This is a genomic window from Oerskovia sp. USHLN155 (assembly GCF_037145535.1).
GTDB lineage: Bacteria > Actinomycetota > Actinomycetes > Actinomycetales > Cellulomonadaceae > Oerskovia > Oerskovia rustica.
Map to the genome: position 1 here is coordinate 1 of NZ_JBBCXG010000013.1, position 21,992 is coordinate 21,992.

Genomic DNA, 21,992 nt, shown 5'->3' on the forward strand with positions numbered 1-21,992 from the left:
CGCAGCATTCGGCGCGACCGGCTCGACCGGCGACGCAGCATTCGGCGCGACCGGCTCGACCGGCGACGCAGCATTCGGCGCGACCGGCTCGACCGGCGACGCAGCATTCGGGGCGACCGGCGACGCAGCGCTCGGCGCGACCGGCTCGACCGGAGCCGCCGGGGTCTCCGGCGTCGCAGCGCTCGGGACGTGGGTCGTGACCGCCGGTGCCGACTCCTCGACCGGCCCCGGCGCCGGGTCGATCACCGCAGCGTCACTCACCGCAGACTCGCTCCCCGTACCCGTGCTGCCGGTGGCGTCGGCACGGTCCTCGCCGGCCTCGGGCGGCGCTGCCGAGACGGACTCCGCCGGAGCACCCGGCTCGGTGCTCTCGGGAGGCGTGCCGTCCGTCGGCTGCTCCGGGATCGACACCTCGTCGTTCGTGCTCGGTTCCTGCGCGTTCTCACGCTCGGTCGGGTGGCCCATCGACTGTCTCCGTGACGGTTCTGGCGCGCGGCGAAGGCCGCGACGAAGGAGGGTGGTGCGGACTGCCCGCGGGGGGCAATTCTATGCGTCCGTACCGATCTGTCCGGTCGGTGTCTGGCGTGAAGATCCGGTGACGATCTGTGCCGCCGGGTGGCTTGCGGCGCCGGCCCGCAGCGGCCGGTCGCTGAACCACGACCACGGCAGGAAGGCGACGATCGCGACGACGGCCATCCCGCCGTAGACCCACACGAGCCCGACGGTCTGGTTCGGGACCAGCAGGTCACCGCCCGGTCCCTTGGACGCGAGGACCTGCACCGCCACGACCCAGCCGATCGCGTAGCCGGCGACTCCCGCCCAGCCGGTCCACGCCCGTGCAAGGACTCCCCCGGCGAGGACCGCGAGCAGCGCCACGACGATCCCGACGGGCAGCAGGTGGTCCGTCACCACGACACGGTGCATCACGGTGCCGACGGCTCCCACCACGAGGCCGAGCACGACGCACAGCAGCGCGCGCCCGATCGTGCGGGCCCCGGTGTTCTTCACTGTGTCCACGCTACTGGTCCTGTCTGATCATTTCCCGTGAACCTGCGGGGAGGTCCCGCAGACTCCGGGGGCACGGTGTAGAACTCACGTGAAGGAAGGGCGGCGAGGACGTCGTTGCTCAAGGCGTACCACCCGAGCACGCCGTCGGGCGCCTCGGACGGTGCCGCATCGCTCCGTGCTGCCACCGGCACGGTCCCGACGTGCTGGACCTGGGTCGCGTGCGCGCGCAGCGCGCCGACCACCGCGTCGAGCACGGGCGCCACCTCGACGACCGCGACCTCCTCGAGGTCGTCCTTCGCCACGGGAGGCAGGTCCTCCTGCGGGTCCGGCAGGGTGAGGTCGGGATGCTCGGCGAGCAGTGCACGGATGCCCGGCAGGCCGGCCAGCTCGCGACGAGCGGCTCGCGCCACCGCGGTCGGCACGACGGACTGCCACAGCTCCGGGCCCGGCTCCCCCGTGTCGCCCTCGGGCACCCGTACGCCGACCGGTGCGACGCCGTCGGGCGTGCCGTGCTCGCCGCCGCGGGCGAGCGCGATGGCTCGGACCGTGATCTCGTGCGCCCGGACGTGGTCCGGGTGCCCGTACCCACCCGACGGCTCGTACGTCACGACGACCCGGGGCCGCCGCTCACGCAGGACGCGCGCCAGGCGGTGCGCCGCGTCGTCGAGCGGGACGCCGACGAGCGCGCCGTCCGGGAGGTCGGCCTCCGCCGCCGCCCGCGCGATGCCGGGCGCGGCCCACGCCATGCCCGAGTCGCGGAAGGCGACGGGTGCGCGAGTGCCCGCGACCTCGGCGCTCTCGTCGGGCTCGACCTGGTCGAGGAACACGTGGTCGGACACCCCCAGGCTCGCCAGAGCCTCGGCGAGCTCTCCCTCGCGGTGTGCCGCGAGGGCAGGTCCGTCACCCTCGAGGTGCGCGAGCTCCGTGCCGATCACCTCGCCCTGCTCGCCCCGCGTGCACGTCACGAGCGTCACCGGCTCGCCCGACGCCGCCCACGTCGCCAGCAGCGCGCCGGTCGCGAGGGTCTCGTCGTCAGGATGGGCGTGCACCGCGAGCAGCCCGCCGCGGGGCCGGACCGGCTCGGACCTCATACGTCCTCCAAGGGGGCGGGTAATGCGGAGCCCGCACCGCCGGTCACGAGGACCGGCGGCACGGGCTGCACGCTCAGCGGTGGTGCCGTCCTGAGGTGATCAGGACTTCTTCGCGCGGGAGAACGCGCGGGCGCGCTCGGTCTGGTCGAGGATGACCTTGCGGATGCGCACGACCTCGGGGGTGACCTCGACGCACTCGTCCTCGCGGGCGAACTCGAGCGACTCCTCGAGCGTCAGGTGCTTCGGGGGCGTGAGGTTCTCGAAGGTGTCGGAAGAGGCTGCACGCATGTTCGTGAGCTTCTTCTCCTTCGTGATGTTGACGTCCATGTCCTCGTTGCGCGAGTTCTCGCCGACGATCATGCCCTCGTAGACCTCCTGCGTGGGGTCGACGAAGAACGAGCCGCGCTCCTGCAGGTTGATCATCGCGAACGGCGTCACGACACCGGCACGGTCCGCGACGAGCGAGCCGTTGACGCGGGTCTCGATGGGGCCGGCCCACGGCTCGTAGCCCTCGGCGATCGAGGACGCGATGCCCGTGCCGCGCGTGTCCGTGAGGAAGCGGGTGCGGAAGCCGATGAGGCCACGCGCCGGGACGACGAACTCCATGCGGACCCAGCCCGTGCCGTGGTTCGACATGGTCTCCATGCGGCCCTTGCGCTGCGCGAGGAGCTGCGTGACGTTGCCCAGGTACTCCTCGGGCACGTCGATCGTCATGCGCTCCATGGGCTCGTGACGCTTGCCGTCGACCTGCTTGGTGACGACCTGCGGCTTGCCCACGGTCAGCTCGAAGCCCTCGCGACGCATCTGCTCGACGAGGATGGCCAGCGCGAGCTCACCACGGCCCTGGACCTCCCAGGCGTCGGGGCGCTCGGTCGGCAGGACACGCAGCGACACGTTGCCGATGAGCTCCTTGTCGAGGCGGTCCTTGACCTGGCGGGCCGTGACCTTGTGGCCCTTGCCGCCCTTGCCCGCGAGCGGGGAGGTGTTGATACCGATCGTCATCGAGATCGCCGGGTCGTCGACCGTGATGAGCGGCAGCGGACGCGGGTCGTCGGGGTCCGTGAGGGTCTCACCGATGGTGATGTCCTCGATGCCGGCGACCGCGACGATCTCGCCCGGGCCCGCCGAGTCGGTGGGAACGCGGGTGAGCGCCTTGGTCTCGAGCAGCTCGGTGATCTTGACGTTCTGCATCGTGCCGTCGGCACGGGCCCAGGCCACGGTCTGACCCTTGTGGATCGTGCCGTTGAAGATGCGCAGCAGCGCGAGGCGGCCGAGGAACGGCGACGCGTCGAGGTTCGTGACGTGAGCCTGGAGCGGCGCGCCCTCCTCGTACGTGGGGGCCGGGATCTTGTCGAGGATGACCTTGAACAGGGGCTCGAGGTTCTCGCTGTCGGGGACCGAGCCGTCGGCGGGCTGCTCCGTCGAGGCGCGCCCGACCTTGGCCGCGGCGTACACGACGGGCATGTCGAGGATCGCGTCGAGGTCGAGGTCGGGGACCTCGTCGGCGAGGTCGCTCGCGAGACCCAGCAGGAGGTCGGTCGCCTCGGCGACGACCTCCTCGATGCGCGAGTCGGGGCGGTCGGTCTTGTTGACCACGAGAATCACGGGCAGCTTGGCGACGAGCGCCTTGCGCAGCACGAAGCGCGTCTGGGGCAGCGGGCCCTCCGAGGCGTCGACGAGGAGCACGACACCGTCGACCATGGACAGGCCGCGCTCGACCTCACCCCCGAAGTCGGCGTGGCCCGGGGTGTCGATCACGTTGATCGTGATGCCCTCCGGGTGCCCCGCCTCGACGGCCGCCGGACCGGCGTAGTGCACGGCGGTGTTCTTCGCGAGGATCGTGATGCCCTTCTCGCGCTCCAGGTCACCGGAGTCCATGGCCCGCTCGTCGACGTGCGCGTGAGCGCCGAAGGCGCCGGACTGGTGCAGCATCGCGTCGACGAGGGTCGTCTTGCCGTGGTCGACGTGGGCGACGATCGCCACGTTGCGCAGGTCAGAGCGCACAGACATACAGAACTCATTTCGGGAGAGGAGCGAGCGACGGAGGATTCCGCCCCGGAGCTGGTGGCCGGCGGACGGGCGCCGCCCGCGCAGAGCACGCGCGCGCCGTCGTCCGGGCACGGCTATCTTACCGGGTGCGAGCCAGTGGGTGGAGAGGGTGCTCCGTCACACCCGTCCCTCGCCCCGCCACAACGCGAGATGCCCGACGACGGCGCGTGCCGTCGTCGGGCATCTCACCCGTGCTGTGCGAGGTCAGGGCTGCTGCGGGATGCGGTCGCCCTCGATGTTCTCGCGGCGGTCGACCTGTGAACGCAGGAGCGCGTCGACCTCGCTCGACTCGTCCTGGGCGATGTCCTTGGCCTCGTTGACGAGCAGGAGGTCGCGGGCCTCTCGGCGCACGCGCTGCTGCTCGGGGTCCGGGACGGGCACCGCGGCCAGCAGGCGGCGCGTGTAGTCGTCCCGCGGGGAGTTGACGACCTGCGCCGTGTCCCCGACCTCGACCAGCTTGCCGTGGTGCATCACCGCGATCCGGTCGGACAGGATCTCGACGACCGCGAGGTCGTGCGAGATGAACAGGCACGCGAAGCCGTGCTCGCGCTGCAGGTCCTGGAACAGGTCGAGCACCTTCGCCTGGACCGACACGTCGAGCGCCGACGTGGGCTCGTCCGCGACCAGGAGCTTGGGCTCGAGCGAGAGCGCACGGGCGATGCCCACGCGCTGACGCTGGCCACCCGAGAGCTCGTGCGGGTAGCGGTTGCGCATCGCCCGCGGCAGCTCGACCTGGTCGAGGAGACGCTCGACCTCGTTGCTCAACGCCTTGCCCTTGATGCCCTTGTGGAGCATGAGGGGCTCGCCGATGGACTCACCGATCGGCAGACGCGGGTTGAGCGACGAGCCCGGGTCCTGGAAGACGATCCCGACCTGGTTGCGCAGCGGGCGCAGGTCGCGCGAACGCGCGCCGACCATGTTCTGGCCGACGATCGTCAGCTCGCCACCCGTGACGGGCAGGAGCCCGACCACCGCGCGGCCGATCGTCGTCTTGCCCGACCCGGACTCGCCCACCAGACCGACGACCTCACCCTGACGGATGGTCAGGTTGACCTCGTCGACGGCGCGGAAGCCCGGAGCGCGGCCACGACCCGGGTACTCGATGACCATGTTCTTGGCCTCGAGCACGACCGGGCGCTCGTCGACGACCTGCTGCGCGGGCTCGACGACCTCGGCACGTGCGGTGCCCAGGTGCGGGACCGCGTCCAGCAGACGCTGCGTGTAAGGGTGCTGGGGCGCGGAGAAGATCTGCGCCGCCGTCCCCTCCTCCACGACCAGGCCGTTCTTCATGACGAGGATGCGGTCCGCCATGTCGGCGACGACGCCCATGTCGTGGGTGATGAGGATGATGCCCGAGTCGATGCGGTGACGCAGGTCACGCATGAGCTTGAGGATCTCGGCCTGCACCGTGACGTCGAGGGCCGTGGTCGGCTCGTCGGCGATGAGCAGGCGCGGGTCGCACGCCAGGGCCTGCGCGATCATCGCGCGCTGACGCTGACCGCCCGAGAGCTGGTGCGGGTAGGAGTCGAACCGGCGCGCCGGCTCGGGGATCTCCACGAGCGTGAGCAGCTCGATCGCGCGCTTCTTGGCGTCCTTGGGACCCATGTCGAAGTGCGTGCGCAGCGTCTCGACGATCTGGAACCCGACGGTGTACACCGGGTTGAGCGCCGTCATGGGCTCCTGGAAGATCACCGAGATCTCCTTGCCACGGATGTGGCGGAGCTTGCTCGTGGACATCCCGATGAGCTCGCGGTCGCCCAGCTTCGCGCTGCCGGTCGCTCGACCGTTCGGCGGGAGCAGCCCGATGAGGGACATCGACGACTGCGTCTTGCCCGAACCGGACTCGCCCACGATCGCGAGCACCTCGCCCGGGTGCACGTCGTAGCTGACGCCGGACGCGGCGGGGAACCACTCGCCGTCGACGTAGAAGTCGACGCCGAGATCACGGACGGTCAGCACGGGTTCGCCGGTGGGCGCCGATGCCGCCTGGGGTGCTGTCTCGATTGCCACAGGTATCAGGATCCTTCCTGTATGCGACGGACGTCGGCGCTGGTCAGCGCTCCGGTCGATGTCTGCATCTCTGGGAGTATGGGCCCATGGGACCCACACACGTTTTCAGGTCGACGTACGGCCGGATACTGACCGGTGCCGCAGCGCTGGTCGCGCTCGTCACCCTGGTCAGCCTCGCGACGTCGGGGGGCGTCGAAGAAGTACTGCGCTACGGCGCGTGGCCGCTGCTCGCGGTGCTGGTCGTCTGGGCGCTCTTCTGGTACCCCGAGGTCCAGGTGAGCGACGGCGAGATCGTGCTGCGCAACGTGCTGCGCACCGTGCACGTCCCGTGGCCCACCTTCCGGAGCGTGGACTCGCACCTCGCGCTCAAGGTGACCACGACGAGCGGCACCTTCACGGCGTGGGCCGCACCCGCCAGCAGCGGCTCCGTGGCGAGGCTGCGAAACCCCCGCACGGTGGACCCCAGCAAGGGCATGGTCGGTGACCGGCTGGTCAGCGGGGCCAACGCCGACGCGGTGGCGCTCGTGATCGGAGAACGCTACGAGGCGCTGCGTTCCGCGGGGCACCTCGACGGTGACGACCACGGGCTCACGCCCCGCACGACGTGGCACGTCGCGACCGTCGCCGGCCTCGTGGTGCTCACGACCCTCGGGGTGCTCGCGCCGCAGCTCGGCTGAGCACGCCACCGGTACCGACGGCGCCCCGAGGGGGGTCGTCGGTACCGGTGACGTGAGGCCGGTCATGTCAGCTCCCGCCGCCCAGGCCGACGTGGCCACCCTGGGCCTGCATCGGGATGGTGGTCTCGTGCGAGCCGGCGGCAGCGCGGTCCATCTTCTTCTGGGAGGGGATCCGCTTCTGGCGCGGGTCGAACGCGTCGCGCAGACCGTCGCCGATGAAGTTGATGCACAGCGCGATCACGACGATGAACAGACCGGGCCACCAGAACAGCCAGGGCCGCGTCGCGAACGACGACTGGTACTGGTTGATGAGCTGGCCGAGCGAGATGTCGGGCGACTGGATGCCGAAGCCCAGGTAGCTCAGCGCGGTCTCGAGCAGGATCGCCGAGCTCATGAGCAGCGTCGTCGCGACGATGATGACACCGATCGCGTTCGGCAGGATGTGCTTGAAGATGATCCGGGTGTTCGAGGCGCCGGCCACACGGGCGGCGTCGACGAACTCCCGCTCGCGCAGGCTCAGGAACTCACCGCGCACCAGTCGGGCCAGGCTCGGCCACAGGATCAGGCCGAGGGCGGCACCGAAGATCGCCGCGCTCAAGGATCCGGCCATCTTGCCGATGACAGCACCGATGACGATGGTCGGGACCGTGATGACGAGGTCCGTGAAACGCATGAGCATGCCGTCCGTGCGACCACGGAAGAAGCCCGACAGCGAGCCGATCAGGACACCGAGCACGCAGGCGATACCGCCGATGGTGAACATGACGCCGAGCGACGTCTGGGTGCCCTTCATGACGTAGTAGAACATGTCGTGCCCGTTCTCGTCCTGACCGAAGGGGTGCTCGCCGATGGCGAAGCCGCTCCCTCCCAGCCAGGTGGGCAGGCTCATCGTGGGCGCCCCTCCGGGGTTGATGACCTTGCCCGACCCGCCGCCCTGCGGCCACCATCCCGGGACCGGGCCGAAGCCCACCGAGGTGAAGGCGAGCAGCACGACGAAGATCAGGACCGCGAGGCCGACCATGGCGCCCTTGTGCCGGAAGAACCGGCTGCGGACGATCTGGCCCTGCGACAGGCCTTCCACGTCCTTGAGCTCGATCGCGTTCTCGATGGTGACCGAGTCCGGTTCGCCGTTCTGGGGGTTCAGAGGGGTACTCATGCGTTCACCCGAATTCGTGGGTCGAGGGCAGCGTAGATCAGGTCCGCCACGATGTTGGCGATGATCGCGAGCGCAGCGGTGATCAGGAGGTAGGCCATGACCGGCTCGATCTCGGCTTCCTGGAGCGAGTTGAGGAAGAGCGCACCCATGCCCGGCCGGTTGAAGATCCGCTCCGTGACGACCGCGCCACCGATGAGCGTGATGACGTCGATCGGGACGATCGTCGCGAGCGGGATCAACGAGTTGCGGAAGCCGTGGCGCATGATGACGGTTCGCTCGCTCAGTCCCTTGGCCCGAGCCGTGCGGATGTAGTCCTGGCTCATGACCTCGAGCATGCTCGAGCGCGAGTAACGCGTGTAGCCCGCGAAGGCGACCAGGATCAGCGTCAGGGTCGGCAGCAGCAGGTGCGTGTACTGGTCGAGGACCTGCACCCAGTAGTTGCCGCCGAGGTTCGGCGTCCGGTCACCGAACGTCGCGATGGGACGCCCACCGATCGCGTTCGAGTTCACGTACGCGGGCCAGACCTGCATGACGCGGTCGATGTAGATCATCGCCGCGATCACGAACGCCGTGATGCCACCGGTCCTCGCGGAGACACCCCAGTCGGGTCCGCGGAAGAGGAAGCCGACCAGGACGCCCACGCCGATCGCGACGATGGCGAGCCCGAACATCATGAGGTGGCTCGGGGCGACCGAGTCGAAGAAGCCCTGGAGCGGGTAGTAGAGGGCGACGCCGATGGCCACGGTCGCGAGGGCCGTGTACAGGGCACGGCGGTTGCGCAGGCCGGCAGAGACCGCCGTCAGGGCGAACGCGAAGCCGACCCCGGTGATGGCGATCAGCACCGGGCCGAGCTGCGGATCGGCCCACCAGTCCGTGAGCTGCACGTAGAGCATGACGCCGAGCGTGGCCGCGAAGGCGAGACCGAAGGTCTGCAGCCTGCGCGTGACCGACCCGCCGATCGCGAGCACCCACAGCAGGCCCATGAGCGCCGCGACGACGATCAGGACCGGTATGGAGAGGTTGGGGTCCGCGAGGAAGTCGTTGAACCCGATGGCCCCCCACTGCTTGAGGAGGACGGCGACCCAGAACGAGGGCAGCGAGTAGAGCAGGAAGGACAGGAAGATGATCAGGTAGTCGAACGTCGCGTACTGGCGCAGGGCGCTGACGATACCGACCGAGACACCGAGGATCAGCGACAGGACCGTGGCGGCAGTCACGAGCTGCAGCGTCGAGCCGATCGCGTGCGACACGAGCGTGCCGACGTCCTGGCCCGAACGCCAGGCGACGCCGAAGTCTCCCTGGAAGACGTGGCCGAGCCACTGGAAGAAGCGCACAACGACGTTGGTGTCGAGGTTGAGCATGTCCTCGCGCGCCGCGATCTTCGCGGCCTTGTCCGCTCCGCGGTACTCCTGGAGGTCGGCCAAGGGGTCGATCGCCAGATCGACCAGGAGGTACATCATGAAGATGGCCACGAACAGCGTGGCTATGCCGGCCAGAAGGCGGCGCGTAATGAACGTCAACACGTTGGGGTAAACCTCGCAGACGACTGAGGACTCGCGATCAGCGAGTCATTCTATTCCGCGGCCCGGCAGTCGATGCACGGCGGATACTGCTGGCCGGCGTGTGCAGGCACGCGCGAGGGCGCCGGATGGGTGCTCCGGCGCCCTCTCGTCGTCTCCGACCGAGGAGATCTTACGCGCTCGCGGGGAGGGGATCGCACCCTCCCCGCGAGCGACTCGTCTCACCTGACGGAGTCGGTACTACTTGCTGGCCTCGGCGTTGCCGGTCTTCCAGTCCCAGAACCCGTAGAAGATGCCCGGGGCGATCGTGAGCGGCTTGACGCCCGAGATCTTGGACTCGTTCCAGGCGGTGACGCCCGGGAACTGGAAGATGGTCACGCCGAACGCGTCGTCGACGAGGTGCTTCTCGACCTCGCCGAGGAGACGGGTCTGCTCGGCCGGGTCCGTCTCGGTCTGGAGCTGGTTGAACAGCTCGTCGACCTCGGGGTTGGAGTACCCGTAGTGGTTGTTCGTCGCGTCGGTGCGGTAGTTCGCGTCCGACTCGGTCACGGCGGTCGAGGTCGACTGCCAGCCGAAGAGCGCCGCGTCGTAGAACGACTTGGCGTTGCTCAGGTCGGTGCCCCAGTCAGTCTGGACCTGGTACGGGGCGACCGTGAAGCCCGCGAGGGCGGCCGACTCGGTGATGAGCTGCGCCTGGTTGACACGACGCGTGTTGTTGGGGTCGAACAGCAGGCGGACGGAGACGGGCGAGGTGACGCCGGCCTCGGCCAGGAGCGCCTTGGCGCCCTCGATGTCGACCTCGTCGTACTGGGACTGGCCGTTCGCGGCGACGATGTCGTCGTACGCGGGCGAGCCGGGGACCGTGGTGTACGAGTTGCGGATCTCAGCGTCCGGGTTCAGCGGCTTGATCAGGTTGTCGATGATCTGCTGACGCGGGATGGTCTTGAGGAACGCCTGGCGGACCTTCTTGGCCTTCTCGGCGTCGCCACCGTAGTTGATCGGGTCGAACGGCCCACCGTTGGAGAACTGCAGGTCGACGTGCTCGTACGTGCCCTCGGTCGCGGACTCGACCTTGACGCCGTCGAGAGCGCTGACCGCCGAGAGGATGTCGGCCGTGGACTGCGGGTTGATGAGGTCGACCTCACCGTTCTGCAGCGCCTGGACCTGGCCCATCGGGTCGCCGTTGTAGCGGATGGTGACCTGGTCGATGCCGGCCTTGTGCTCGCCCTTGTACTTCTCGTTGGCCTTCAGCGTGACGTACTGGTCCTTGACGAAGTCCGTCATGACGTACGCGCCGCTCGAGAGGTAGAGGTTCTCGTCGTCGGGGAGCTCGGCGTAGTTGAAGTCCTTGTTCCAGACGTTCGCGATCTTCTGCAGGCTCGCCACGTCGCCGTCCTGGATGGCCTTGACGACGGCGTCGCTCGCCTCGGTCGCGTCCTCGATGCCGAGCGCACGCTGCCCGACCACGTGGGCCGGGAGGTTCGGGGAGATCGCGGTCTCCCAGTCGGCGAAGGGCTTGGAGTACGTGAACGTGATCGAGTTGTCCTCGATGACGGGCACGTCGGTCACGAGCGAGATGCCCGGGGACGAGGCGTCGAAGTAGACACCGGCGTCGACCTCGGCCTGGTTGGTGACCTCTCCGGTCTCCTCGTCGTACACCGGCTCGATGTTGTTGTACTTACCGGTCTGGGCGACCCACTCGAGGAGGAGGTCGGCGGGGCCGGCCGCGACGTCGTCGGACCAGCCGGCGGTGTCCGCGTAGGTGTACTTGATCGTCAGCGGGTCGTCGGAGACCTTCTCGTACGTGCCGTACGACTCGTCCTGAACCAGGTTCAGGTCCTCGTCGTAGTAGTTGAAGCCGGCACGCATGAGGTACAGCACGACGTTGTTCGCCGTGGCGTTACCGGTCATGGAGTTGCCGTTGTACGAGTAGAACGGCTGGTTCCACGCGATGTTGACGCTCTCGCTGTCGTTGATGCCCGCGCCGTCGTCGCTGTTGCCGTCGCCGGACCCACCGGCGCACGCGGAGAGCGCCAGTGCGCTCGCCGCCACGGCTGCGACAGCCGCAGACTTCCGTGAGATCTTCAATGTTCCTCCTCAAGGGGATGGTGGGTTCCCCGTCGACGTGCTCCGCAGCAGCACTGCGCGCGGAGCTCGGCGACACTCGCGGGAGACCCACCATTGGTTTGGGGCAACGGTACCGACCAAGATGGGCGACTTCACCCGGTTGCACCTTTCGAGCGGTCGATCGTTACCGAGTTGATACTGGCCGGTACGGTGCTGTTTCCCATTCGATACCCGGAGAAACCGGTACGTAACGGACCGGAAACATGGAACGAGCGCCGCCCGCGTCTCACGATGCGGTGGCGCCCGTCCCATATCCGGCGAATGTGGCAGACCTCATAGCGGCCCGCGGGGCCCGGCCGAAGGGCTCAGACGTTGAAGCGGAACTCCACGACGTCCCCGTCGACCATGACGTAGTCCTTGCCCTCGATGCGGGCCTTGCCCGCCGCACGGGCCGCCGCCACCGAGCCGGTCTCGACGAGGTCGTCGAACGAGATGACCTCGGCCTTGATGAAGCCGCGCTCGAAGTCGGTGTGGATGACCCCGGCCGCCTGCGGAGCGGTCCAGCCCTTGCGGATCGTCCAGGCGCGCGACTCCTTGGGCCCGGCCGTGAGGTAGGTCTGCAGGCCGAGCGTGTCGAAGCCGACGCGCGCGAGCTGGTCGAGGCCCGACTCCTCCTGGCCCGTCTCGGCGAGCATCTCGGCTGCCTCCTCGGGCTCGAGCTCGACGAGCTCGGACTCGAACTTGGCGTCCAGGAAGATCGCCTGCGCCGGCGCGACGAGAGCCCGCAGCTCGGCCTTGCGGTCCTCGTCCACGAGGCCCGCGTCGTCGGTGTTGAAGACGTAGATGAACGGCTTGGCCGTCATGAGCTGCAGGCTCGCGATCTCGGCCAGGTCCAGCCCGGCGGACTTCGCGCCCTGGAACAGGGTGATCCCCTGCTCGAGCAGCGTCTGCGCCTTCTGGGCCGCGGCGAGCAGGACGGGGTCGCCCTTCTTGATCTTGACCTCCTTCTCGAGACGCGGCAGCGCCTTCTCGAGGGTCTGGAGGTCCGCGAGGATCAGCTCGGTGCTGATGGTCTCGATGTCGTCCGCCGAGTCCGTCGAGCCCTCGACGCGGATCACGTCGGGGTCGTCGAACGCGCGGGTCACCTGGCAGATCGCGTCCGCCTCACGGATGTTCGCGAGGAACTTGTTGCCGAGCCCCTCCCCCTCGCTCGCACCCTTGACGATGCCCGCGATGTCCACGAAGGACACGGTCGCGGGCAGGATGCGCTCGCTGCCGAAGATCTCCGCGAGCTTGTTCAGCCGTGGGTCCGGGAGGGACACGACGCCGATGTTCGGCTCGATCGTCGCGAACGGGTAGTTCGCGGCGAGGACCTGGTTGCGCGTCAGGGCGTTGAAGAGGGTGGACTTGCCGACGTTGGGCAGGCCGACGATGCCGATTGTTAGAGCCACGGGGCCTGAGTCTACGCCGAGCGACCGCGCGCGCCGCTCGCACCGGAGCAGGCGGTCGGCAGGCAGACGGCCCGACGGCGCCGCCCGCCCCGGGCGGCCACGTGCACTGCTGCACGGGCGCACCGTGGGCGAGCGGCGCCGTCGGGCCGCTGCGGGAGACGCCTACTTGTAGCTCATGACCTGCTGGAGGAGCTCCGGGCCCCGCTGGTCGACCAGGCGGCCGCCCCAGCGCATGCCCATCACGAGGAACACGACCCCGAGACCGACGCCCACGACGAGCGTGAGCCAGCCCCAGACCGCCGCCCCCGTCAGGACGTTCGTGAGCGCGAGCCCCGCCGCCGGCAGGCACAGGGCCGCGAGGACCAGCATGGTGATCATCTGCGCCACGAGCGTCGCCATCGCAGCGCCCTGCGGCGACTTGAACGGGCTGTCCCCCGGCTTCGGCACCGGGTAGAGCAGGCGCGCCGAGACCACGCTCGACACCCCCAGCCCCGCACCCAGCACGCCCAGGCTCAGGCCGATCGTGGCGACCAGGAGGTCCCACCGGCCCGTGAACGCGACCGAGGCCACCGCGAACACGAGCACGACCGGCACCCCGATGACCGCGGCCGCGAGCACACGGCCCGCGCGGTCCGCGAACCCGCTCACGCCCGACGACACCTGCGTCCAGAACGCGGTGTGGTCGTACGCGACGTCCGCCGAGATCGCGAACCCGAACGTGAAGGCCGTGACAGGGCCCAGCACGAGCATGAGCTCCTTGAACCCGTCCCCGCCGTCGATCCCCATGCTCGACCCGACGAACCACAGCAGGACGGGGAGCAGCGGGACCACGGCGATCGACCCGGAGTAGCGCGGGTCGCGGAACCAGTACGTCAGGCAGCGCGCCGCCACGGCGCCCACGGGGGTCGCCGGGAACCGGTCGAACCAGCCGAGCCCCTTGGACTTGCCGGCCGAGGCGCCGCCGTGCGGCGCGACCAGCGCCTTGGCGAGCGCGCGGTCCCACACGACCCACGCCGCGACCAGGACGACCACCGCGATGGCGAGCCGCGCGAGCGCGAGGCCCCAGGCGCCGTCGGACACCGCGGACGCAACCGCCCACGGCGCCCCGAACGGCGTCCACCCCAGGACGTCCGCGATGACCGGCAGCACCTCCTGCCCGCGCGCGATCGCCGACGTCGCCCAGCCGATGATCGGCCCTGCGAGCATGAGCGGCACGAACGCCGCGATCGACAGGACCTCGCGGTAGCGCCGCGAGTCGAGCAGCGGCGCGAGCGCGGTCGTCGTCGCACGGGACCCGACGACGCACAGCGCGACCGCGAGCAGCGCGCCCACGAGCGCGGCCAGGGCCGCGAGCGGCGAACGCCACCACGCGAGCGCCGTGCCGGCCGAGGCGACGAGCGTCACGATCCCCGGGATGCCCACGAGACCCGCGACCGCGAGCCCCGCGAGGAGCTGGCGCTGCGGCACCGCGAACGTCACGAAGCGCTGCGGGTCGAGCGTCGCGTCCACGCCGAACGCGAAGAGCGGCACGATCCACCACGCGAGCACGACGACCGACCCGACGATCGTGATGATCTGGCCCGCCATCTCGGGGGCCGTGGTGCCCAGGACCGTCAGGCCGATCAGGGCCATCGAGATGACGCCCAGCCCGTAGAGGATGCCGAGGACGAGCCCCACCGTCTGCCACACGCTCTTCTTGAGCGTGTTGCGCAGGAGGGTGAGCTTGAGCCTTACGAGGTGCGCAACCACGACAGCCCCTCCGTGGTCTGACGCCCGCCGACCAGGTCGACGAAGCGGTCCTCCAGGCTCTGGCCCGCGCGGACCTCGTCCACGGTCCCGGCCGCGAGCACGTGCCCGCCCGCGATGACCGCGACGTGGTCGCACATGCGCTGGACCAGGTCCATGACGTGCGAGGACACGATCACGGTGCCGCCGCTCGCGACGTAGCCGTTGAGGATCTCGCGGATGTTGGCCGCGGAGACCGGGTCGACGGCCTCGAACGGCTCGTCGAGGACGAGCAGGTTCGGGGCGTGGATCAGCGCCGAGGCCAGCGCGATCTTCTTGGTCATGCCCGCCGAGTAGTCGACCACGAACGTGTTCGCGTCGGCCGCCAGGCCCAGGGCCTCGAGCAGGTCCGCGGTGCGCTCGGCGACCGTCTCGCGGTCCATGCCGCGCAGCAGGCCCGCGTACGTGATGAGCTGGGCGCCCGTGAGCCGGTCGAACAGGCGCACGCCGTCCGGGAGGATGCCGAGCAGGCGCTTGCCCTCGAGCGGGTTCGCCCACAGGTCCAGGCCGTGCACGTGGACCGAGCCGAAGTCCGGGCGCAGCAGACCCGTGGCCATCGACAGCGCGGTCGTCTTGCCCGCGCCGTTGGGGCCGACGAGCCCGTAGAACGAGCCCGCCGGGACGTCGAGGTCGATACCCGCCACGGCGATCTTCTCGCCGAACTTCTTCCACAGCCCGCGCACCGACAGCGCGGGGGCGGTGCCCGCCGCGTGGGTCGGGGGCGTGGGCGTCGCGGGAGCGAGGACGGGCGCGGCAGGCGCTGCGGGGTACGCGGGCGCTGCGTCGGCAAGGGGTGGGAGCTGGTCGCGGGGCTCAGGTTCGTGGGCCATACGGACAAACCTAGTGGAGCCGGGCGGTGTCCCCCCAGGAGATATGTCATGTCTTTCCAGGTGGGAGCCGGATTCACCCGTGCACGCGGGTCGCGCAGGCCCGGCGACGCGCCCGACGGCGCAGCTCCCCGCACCCTGTGGGTGGCACCTGGCAGAGTGCGGGCATGGACAACGCCCTGCCGTGGCTCATGCTCGTCGTCGGACTCCTCGTGGGGGCCCTCCTGGGTTGGCTCGCACGCCGCACCTCCCCCGACTCCGGGCGCGCCGAGATCGGTCGGCTCACCGGGCTGCTGACCCAGGCCCAGCAGGAGGCCGCACGCGGAGCGGGCCTCGCCGAGCGGCTCGCGGCCGAGCGCGAAGGGTTCGAGCGCCAGCTCCGCACCGAGCGCGAGGCGTTCGGACGCCAGCTCGCGAGCACCGAGCGCGCCGCGGACGAGCGCCTCGACATCGAGCGCGCCAACCACGAACGGTCGATCGAGGACCTGCGCGCCGGCTCCGAGAAGCGCCTGGCCGAGATCCGTGGCGACCAGGCCCGGCTCGAGGCCCAGTTCGAGGCCCTCGCCCGCAAGGCGCTCGCGACCAGCTCCGAGCAGTTCCTCACGCAGGCCGAGGAGCGCTTCAAGCGCAGCCAGCAGGTCGGGGAGGCCGAGCTCGCCAAGCGCGAGCAGGCCGTGCAGCAGCTCGTCGAACCGCTCAGCAAGGCCCTCGACCAGGTCAAGGCCGAGGTCTCCGCCGCCGAGCAGGCTCGCCGCGAGGCCCACGGCACGCTCGCCGAGCAGGTCCGCGGCATGCGCCACGACTCCGAGGCGCTGCGCGCCGAGACGTCCCAGCTCGTCACCGCCCTGCGCTCCTCGCAGGTCCGCGGGGCATGGGGCGAGCTCCAGCTGCGCCGCGTCGTCGAGGCCGCAGGCATGATCCCCCACGTCGACTTCATGGAGCAGGACCAGGTCACGACCGACGACGGCGCGCTGCGCCCCGACATGGTCATCCGGCTCGCGGGCGGCAAGAACGTCGTCGTCGACGCCAAGGTCGCCTTCCTCGGCTACCTCGACGCCCAGCAGACGACCGACCCCCGCGTGCGCGCCGAACGCCTCGCCGCGCACGCCCGCCACTTCCGCAAGCACATCGACGACCTCGCGGGAAAGCGGTACTGGGACCAGTTCAGCCCGGCCCCCGAGTTCGTCGTCATGTTCGTCCCGGCCGAGTCGTTCCTGTCCGCCGCGATCGAGCAGGACCCGTCGATCCTGGAGTACGCGGTCGCGAAGAACGTCATCATCGCGGCGCCCATGACGATGATCGCCCTGCTGCGGACCGTCGCGTACGCCTGGCGGCAGGACGCGCTCGCCGCGAACGCCCAGCAGGTGCTCACGCTCGGCAAGGAGCTCCACGGCCGCCTCGCCGTCATGGGCAGCCACCTCGCCAAGCTCGGCCGATCCATCCAGGGCGCCGCCGAGTCCTACAACCGCACCGTCGCCTCGCTCGAGACACGGGTCCTCGTGAGCGCGCGCCGCTTCGCCGACCTCAACGTCGTCGACGAGGACCTCGAGAGCCCCGCCGTGGCCAACCCCCAGCTCAGCGCCGTGAGCGCCCCCGAGCTCCTCGCGTCCGTCCACGAGAACTTCGTCGCGATCGACGAGATCGCCACGGGATCGCGCGCGGGCACCGATCCGGCGGAGGCCGCCGAGCAGGACCCGCTCGACGCCGGGATGCTCGGGACCATCAACGCCCCCGGGCGGCACGAGCGCGACCGGGGAGCAGACGCTTCCTGACGCCCGGGTGAGCGTCGCCGTGGGGTGACGCACGCGCCCGGTGAGCGGCGCCGTCGGGCCGATACCTGCACGATGGCGCGCCAAGCCGCCGACGGTGACGTGCCCCGTCGCCGACGGTGACGGGCTGGGCCACCGACGGTGACGGGCCCGACCCCACACGGGGCGGCAGGTCCGTCGCTGCGACGCCCCGGGGACGGACGAGGCCCGTCCCGGAACATCCGGTACGGGCCTCGACGTGCGAACGGCTCAGACGGGCTCGACCGAGAGCGACGTGCGGTTCTCACGGCGCGGGCGTGCCGGCGCGTTGCCCGCGGCCTTGAGGTCGGCGCGCAGCTCCTTGGGGAGCGAGAACATGAGGTCCTCGGTCGCCGTGCGGACCTCCTGGACCTCGCCGTAGCCACGCTCGGCCAGGTACGCGAGCACGTCGTTGACGAGGATCTCCGGTACCGAGGCGCCCGAGGTCACACCGACCGTCGTGACACCGTCGAGCCACGACTCGTCCATCTCCTGCGCGCGGTCGATCCGGTACGACGCGTCCGCGCCGGCCCCCAGTGCCACCTCGACGAGACGGACCGAGTTCGACGAGTTCGCCGAACCGACCACGATCACGAGCTCGCACTCGGGCGCAAGCTTCTTCACCGCGACCTGACGGTTCTGCGTCGCGTAGCAGATGTCGTCCGACGGCGGGTTCTGCAGCGTCGGGAAACGCTCACGCAGACGGTCGACCGTCTCCATGGTCTCGTCGACCGACAGGGTCGTCTGCGAGATCCAGACCACCTTCTCCGGGTCGCGGACCGTGACGTTCGCGGCGTCGTCGGGCGAGTTGACGATCTGGACGTGGTCCGGCGCCTCGCCCGCGGTGCCCTCGACCTCCTCGTGGCCCTCGTGGCCGATCAGCAGGATGTCGTAGTCGTCCGCCGCGAAACGCACGGCCTCCTTGTGCACCTTGGTGACCAGGGGGCAGGTCGCGTCGATCGTCTGGAGGTTGCGCTGGGCAGCCGCCTCGTGGACCGCAGGCGAGACGCCGTGGGCCGAGAACACGACGCGCGCACCCTCGGGCACCTCGTCGGTCTCCTCGACGAAGACCGCGCCCTTGTCGCTCAGCGACTCGACGACGTACTTGTTGTGCACGATCTCCTTGCGGACGTACACGGGGGCGCCGTAGTGCTCGAGCGCCTTCTCGACCGCGATCACGGCACGGTCGACGCCCGCGCAGTAGCCGCGGGGGGCGGCGAGGAGGACACGCTTACCAGTCGGGGAAGTCACGTCACGAGTCTAGGCGACGGGCTTTCGGTGGCGGGCCCGGCGGGTGGGTCCGGGCGCGGTCCGGGCCATGTCCTGGCAGCAACTCCACAGGATCCTCACGGACCGGGCCGCCGCGCCGAGCGTGACCGTGCCGGCTGCCGACGGCGACCGGGCGGACTGCCGACGGCGACCGAGTGAGCGCTCGAGGGTGACGCGCGCGTCGCCCTCGGCGGGCGCGGGCGTCACCCTCGGGGGTCTTGCACGTCGCCCTCGGCGGCTGTCACACCCATGAGGCAGGCTTGACCCCGTGACCGACCGACCCGCCGACCCCACCAGCCCCCCGGCCTCCCCCGCACAGCCGACCGCCCTCCCCGTCCGGGCCCTCGACACGAGCGCCGAGCACCCGTGGCCCGTCCGGCTCCTGTCGAGCAAGATCACGGCGTACATCGACCGGATGTCCCCCGTCTGGGTCGAGGGGCAGGTCGTGCAGCTCAACCGTCGTCCCGGCGCCTCGATGGCCTTCCTCACGCTCCGCGACACGGACGCCGACATGTCGCTCCCGGTCGCCGCGCTCGCCAAGGTCTTCGAGTCCGCGAGCACTCCCCTGACCGAGGGGGCGCACGTCGTCGTCCACGCCAAGCCCGTGTTCTGGCCCAAGCGCGGGTCGTTCCAGCTCCAGGCGAGCGAGGTCCGCACGGTCGGGATCGGTGAGCTCCTGGCCCGGATCGAGCACCTCAAGCGCATCCTGGCGGCCGAGGGCCTCTTCGACGCCGACCGCAAGGTCCCCCTCCCGTTCCTGCCCGCGGTCGTGGGGCTCGTGTGCGGGCGCGAGTCCAAGGCCGAGCACGACGTCGTGGTCAACGCCCGCGCGCGCTGGCCCCAGGTGCGCTTCGAGATCCGCGAGGTCGCGGTGCAGGGCGCGAGCGCGGTCTCGCAGGTGAGCGCCGCGATCGCCGAGCTCGACGCGCGCCCCGACGTCGACGTGATCGTGGTCGCGCGCGGCGGTGGCGCGGTAGAGGACCTCCTGCCGTTCAGCAACGAGGCGCTCGTCCGCGCCGCGGCCGCGTGCCGCACGCCCTTGGTCAGCGCGATCGGCCACGAGACCGACACCCCGCTCCTCGACCTGGTCGCGGACTACCGCGCCTCGACCCCGACGGACGCCGCCAAGCGCATCGTGCCCGACGTGGGCGAGGAGCGGGCACGCGTCCTGCAGGCGCGGTCTCGGATCCGGGCCGCGATCACGCACCAGCTGCAGCGCGAGCAGTCCCGGCTCGACAGCGCGCGCTCGCGACCCGTGCTCGCCGCCCCCGAGACCATGATCTCCACGCGCGAGCAGCAGGTGCTCGCGGCCCGGGACCGGGCCAGGCGCTCGCTCGACGCGATCCTGCTGCGCGCTCACGGCGAGGTGGACCGCCTCGCGGCCCAGGTGCGCGCCCTGTCCCCCGCGTCGACGCTCGAGCGCGGCTACGCCGTGGTGCACGGGCCCGACGGCGGGATCGTCCGCTCCCCCGACGACGTGAGCCCGGGCGACGCCCTGCACGTGCGGCTCGCGAGCGGCGCGATCGACGCGACCGTGCGCTGACCGAGCCCCCCGGCCGGCCCGAGCCCAGCCCGCCCAGCCCTCCACGCACCGACGACCACAGACCCTCAGCACCAGGAAGGCCCTCCACCATGAGCAGCACCACCCCGCCCCCCGCCGACGTCGCGACGCTCACGTACGAGCAGGCGCGCGACGAGCTGGTTCAGGTCGTGTCCCGCCTCGAGGCCGGCGGCGAACCGCTCGAGGCCTCGCTCGCCCTGTGGGAGCGCGGCGAGGCCCTCGCAGCCCGCTGCCAGCAATGGCTCGACGGAGCGCGCGAGCGCCTCGCGTCCGCTCGCGCGGCGGACGGCGCACCGTCCGCCCCGGTCGACGCTCAGGATGCCGGCACCGAGGACGACTGACCGGCACCGGGTCAGGCGCTCTTGCGCGCCTGCCCCTCGGACTGCGCCTGGGCCCGCTCGAGCGAGGCGCGCCGGTCCTCCTCGTTCTCCTTGTCGAGCCGGTCCACCTCGTCCTGGTCGTGCGTGAGGTTCTCGCCCGTCTCGGGGTCGAAGACCATCATCTTGTCGGGATCGAACCAGAGCTCGGTCGAGTCGCCGTCGCGCACGCGGGACGCCGAGTTGAGCGCGACCACGAACTGGGTGCGCAGTCCCTCGCCGTCGAGCTCGCGGTCGAGCTCCTCGAGCTGGGCCGCGACCGAGGCGTGCATCTCGAACGGCACGTAGGCGTAGAGCTCGGCGCCGAGCCACTCGGTCACGTCGATCTGCGCGTCGAAGGTCCGCCCCCGGTCCTTCTTGGACGGGTCGACGAGGCGCGCGTCCTCGAAGTGCTCGGGGCGCAGGCCCACGATCACGAGCTCACGCTCCCCGATCGCCGAGACGATCCGCTCGGGCAGCTCGAACGTGCCGAACGGCAGCTCCATGCTGCTCCCGGAGACCTCGCCGGGCAGGAAGTTCATGGGCGGTGACCCGATGAACCCCGCGACGAACAGGTTGACGGGCTGCTCGTAGAGCGCGCGCGGGCTCGCGATCTGCTGGAGCTCGCCCTTGCGCAGGACGGCGACGCGGTCGCCGAGCGTCATGGCCTCGGTCTGGTCGTGGGTCACGTAGACGGTCGTGGTCGCGAGGCGTCGCTGGAGCCGCGCGATCTCGGTGCGCATCTGGCCGCGCAGCTTGGCGTCGAGGTTGGACAGCGGCTCGTCGAACAGGAACGCCTTGGCGTCGCGCACGATCGCGCGGCCCATCGCGACGCGCTGGCGCTGCCCGCCGGACAGGTTGGCGGGCTTGCGGTCGAGGTGCTCGCGCAGGTCGAGGAGGTCGGCGGCGTGCTCGACCTTCTCGCGGATCTCGGCGTCGCTGAACTTCCCCTTGGTCAGGCGCAGCGGGAACGCGATGTTCTCCGCGACGGTCAGGTGCGGGTAGAGCGCGTAGTTCTGGAAGACCATCGCGAGGTCGCGGTCGCGCGGTGCCTTCTCGTTGACGCGGTCGCCGTCGATCAGGAGGTCGCCCGAGGTGATGTCCTCGAGGCCGACGATCATGCGCAGCAGCGTCGACTTCCCGCAGCCCGAGGGGCCGACGAGGATCACGAACTCGCCGTCGGAGATGTCGATGCTGACTCCTCGGACGGCGGGGAACCCGTCGCCGTACTTCTTGACGATGTTCTTGAGGGTGATGGAGGCCATCAGCTCTCTCCTCGGTCGGGGGACGGGCGGCGAAGGGTACGGGTGCGGGGCCGTGGCACAGGCCCGGGAGCGGACCCGGGCCCGTACGCACGGGCGACGCGCTCACGCGGGGT

The 21,992-nt window shown here is 70.5% G+C and carries 16 protein-coding genes and 1 pseudogene; 4 read left to right on the plus strand and 13 right to left on the minus strand.

Annotated elements, in window-relative coordinates; translation table 11 throughout:
* From WFH32_RS17280 to WFH32_RS17300, 5 genes and pseudogenes are all read right to left on the minus strand, one after another.
* Nucleotides 1-261, minus strand: a pseudogene (locus WFH32_RS17280) (hypothetical protein); the annotation flags it as partial.
* Between the two features lie 285 nt (nt 262-546).
* Nucleotides 547-1,008 (minus strand): DUF6113 family protein, encoded by a 462-nt coding sequence (locus WFH32_RS17285; protein ID WP_336708554.1) that lies wholly within the window; start codon nt 1,006-1,008, stop codon nt 547-549.
* Nucleotides 1,005-2,099, minus strand: coding sequence for a PIG-L family deacetylase (locus WFH32_RS17290; protein ID WP_336708555.1), 1,095 nt, complete (start codon nt 2,097-2,099; stop codon nt 1,005-1,007). The genes WFH32_RS17285 and WFH32_RS17290 overlap by 4 nt, the downstream gene beginning before the upstream one ends.
* A 99-nt stretch (nt 2,100-2,198) precedes the next feature.
* Nucleotides 2,199-4,109, minus strand: a complete 1,911-nt coding sequence (typA, locus tag WFH32_RS17295) for a translational GTPase TypA (RefSeq protein ID WP_138823809.1) — start codon at nt 4,107-4,109, stop codon at nt 2,199-2,201.
* A 243-nt stretch (nt 4,110-4,352) separates the two neighbouring features.
* A complete protein-coding gene (locus tag WFH32_RS17300; protein ID WP_191794418.1) occupies nt 4,353-6,158 on the minus strand; it encodes an ABC transporter ATP-binding protein in 1,806 nt (601 codons plus the stop codon).
* A gap of 86 nt (nt 6,159-6,244) precedes the next feature.
* Here WFH32_RS17300 and WFH32_RS17305 point away from each other — a divergent pair, with 86 nt between their 5' ends.
* A complete protein-coding gene (locus tag WFH32_RS17305; RefSeq protein ID WP_191794419.1) occupies nt 6,245-6,835 on the plus strand; it encodes a PH domain-containing protein in 591 nt (196 codons plus the stop codon).
* Nucleotides 6,836-6,902: 67 nt separating this feature from the next.
* Here the strand turns inward: WFH32_RS17305 and WFH32_RS17310 are convergent, their stop codons facing one another.
* From WFH32_RS17310 to WFH32_RS17335, 6 genes are all read right to left on the minus strand, one after another.
* Entirely contained in the window at nt 6,903-7,991 is a 1,089-nt protein-coding gene (locus WFH32_RS17310; RefSeq protein WP_191794420.1) for an ABC transporter permease, read from the minus strand.
* Nucleotides 7,988-9,514 (minus strand): ABC transporter permease subunit, encoded by a 1,527-nt coding sequence (locus WFH32_RS17315; RefSeq protein WP_191794421.1) that lies wholly within the window; start codon nt 9,512-9,514, stop codon nt 7,988-7,990. The genes WFH32_RS17310 and WFH32_RS17315 overlap by 4 nt, the downstream gene beginning before the upstream one ends.
* 237 nt (nt 9,515-9,751) lie before the next feature.
* On the minus strand, nt 9,752-11,599 hold the full coding sequence (locus WFH32_RS17320; RefSeq protein ID WP_336708558.1) for an ABC transporter family substrate-binding protein: 1,848 nt from the start codon (nt 11,597-11,599) through the stop codon (nt 9,752-9,754).
* Nucleotides 11,600-11,943: 344 nt separating this feature from the next.
* Nucleotides 11,944-13,029 (minus strand): redox-regulated ATPase YchF, encoded by a 1,086-nt coding sequence (ychF, locus tag WFH32_RS17325; protein ID WP_191794423.1) that lies wholly within the window; start codon nt 13,027-13,029, stop codon nt 11,944-11,946.
* Between the two features lie 162 nt (nt 13,030-13,191).
* A complete protein-coding gene (locus tag WFH32_RS17330) occupies nt 13,192-14,778 on the minus strand; it encodes a hypothetical protein (protein WP_191794424.1) in 1,587 nt (528 codons plus the stop codon).
* On the minus strand, nt 14,760-15,644 hold the full coding sequence (locus WFH32_RS17335) for an ABC transporter ATP-binding protein (protein ID WP_191794425.1): 885 nt from the start codon (nt 15,642-15,644) through the stop codon (nt 14,760-14,762). Before WFH32_RS17335 ends, WFH32_RS17330 begins: the two co-directional genes overlap by 19 nt.
* Before the next feature lie 164 nt (nt 15,645-15,808).
* On the opposite strand from WFH32_RS17335, the gene rmuC reads away from it, so the two are divergent.
* Nucleotides 15,809-17,413, plus strand: coding sequence for a DNA recombination protein RmuC (rmuC, locus tag WFH32_RS17340; protein WP_336708560.1), 1,605 nt, complete (start codon nt 15,809-15,811; stop codon nt 17,411-17,413).
* 246 nt (nt 17,414-17,659) lie between these two features.
* Here rmuC and WFH32_RS17345 read toward each other — a convergent pair whose 3' ends face one another.
* Complete coding sequence (locus WFH32_RS17345; protein ID WP_191794426.1) at nt 17,660-18,679, minus strand: 4-hydroxy-3-methylbut-2-enyl diphosphate reductase; 1,020 nt, start codon at nt 18,677-18,679, stop codon at nt 17,660-17,662.
* Nucleotides 18,680-18,965: 286 nt separating this feature from the next.
* On the opposite strand from WFH32_RS17345, the gene xseA reads away from it, so the two are divergent.
* Together xseA and WFH32_RS17355 are read left to right on the plus strand one after the other, a co-directional pair.
* The gene (gene xseA, locus WFH32_RS17350) at nt 18,966-20,240 is read left to right on the plus strand and encodes an exodeoxyribonuclease VII large subunit (RefSeq protein ID WP_191794427.1); all 1,275 of its coding nucleotides are present in this window, start codon (nt 18,966-18,968) and stop codon (nt 20,238-20,240) included.
* 89 nt (nt 20,241-20,329) lie between these two features.
* Nucleotides 20,330-20,599 carry an exodeoxyribonuclease VII small subunit gene (locus WFH32_RS17355; RefSeq protein WP_191794428.1) on the plus strand — a complete coding sequence of 90 codons (270 nt, stop codon included), beginning with the start codon at nt 20,330-20,332 and terminating at the stop codon, nt 20,597-20,599.
* 11 nt (nt 20,600-20,610) lie between these two features.
* Here the strand turns inward: WFH32_RS17355 and WFH32_RS17360 are convergent, their stop codons facing one another.
* The gene (locus WFH32_RS17360; RefSeq protein ID WP_191794429.1) at nt 20,611-21,879 is read right to left on the minus strand and encodes an ABC transporter ATP-binding protein; all 1,269 of its coding nucleotides are present in this window, start codon (nt 21,877-21,879) and stop codon (nt 20,611-20,613) included.
* Nucleotides 21,880-21,992 lie beyond the last annotated feature (113 nt).

What these genes read in the sequence shown, in the direction of transcription:
- WFH32_RS17290 (WP_336708555.1), bottom strand. Translation starts at nt 2,099, where the DNA reads ATGAGGTCCGAGCCGGTCCGGCCCCGCGGCGGGCTGCTCGCGGTGCAC.
- typA (WP_138823809.1), bottom strand. Translation starts at nt 4,109, where the DNA reads ATGTCTGTGCGCTCTGACCTGCGCAACGTGGCGATCGTCGCCCACGTC.
- WFH32_RS17305 (WP_191794419.1), top strand. Translation starts at nt 6,245, where the DNA reads ATGGGACCCACACACGTTTTCAGGTCGACGTACGGCCGGATACTGACC.
- WFH32_RS17310 (WP_191794420.1), bottom strand. Translation starts at nt 7,991, where the DNA reads ATGAGTACCCCTCTGAACCCCCAGAACGGCGAACCGGACTCGGTCACC.
- WFH32_RS17335 (WP_191794425.1), bottom strand. Translation starts at nt 15,644, where the DNA reads ATGGCCCACGAACCTGAGCCCCGCGACCAGCTCCCACCCCTTGCCGAC.
- rmuC (WP_336708560.1), top strand. Translation starts at nt 15,809, where the DNA reads ATGGACAACGCCCTGCCGTGGCTCATGCTCGTCGTCGGACTCCTCGTG.
- WFH32_RS17355 (WP_191794428.1), top strand. Translation starts at nt 20,330, where the DNA reads ATGAGCAGCACCACCCCGCCCCCCGCCGACGTCGCGACGCTCACGTAC.
- WFH32_RS17360 (WP_191794429.1), bottom strand. Translation starts at nt 21,879, where the DNA reads ATGGCCTCCATCACCCTCAAGAACATCGTCAAGAAGTACGGCGACGGG.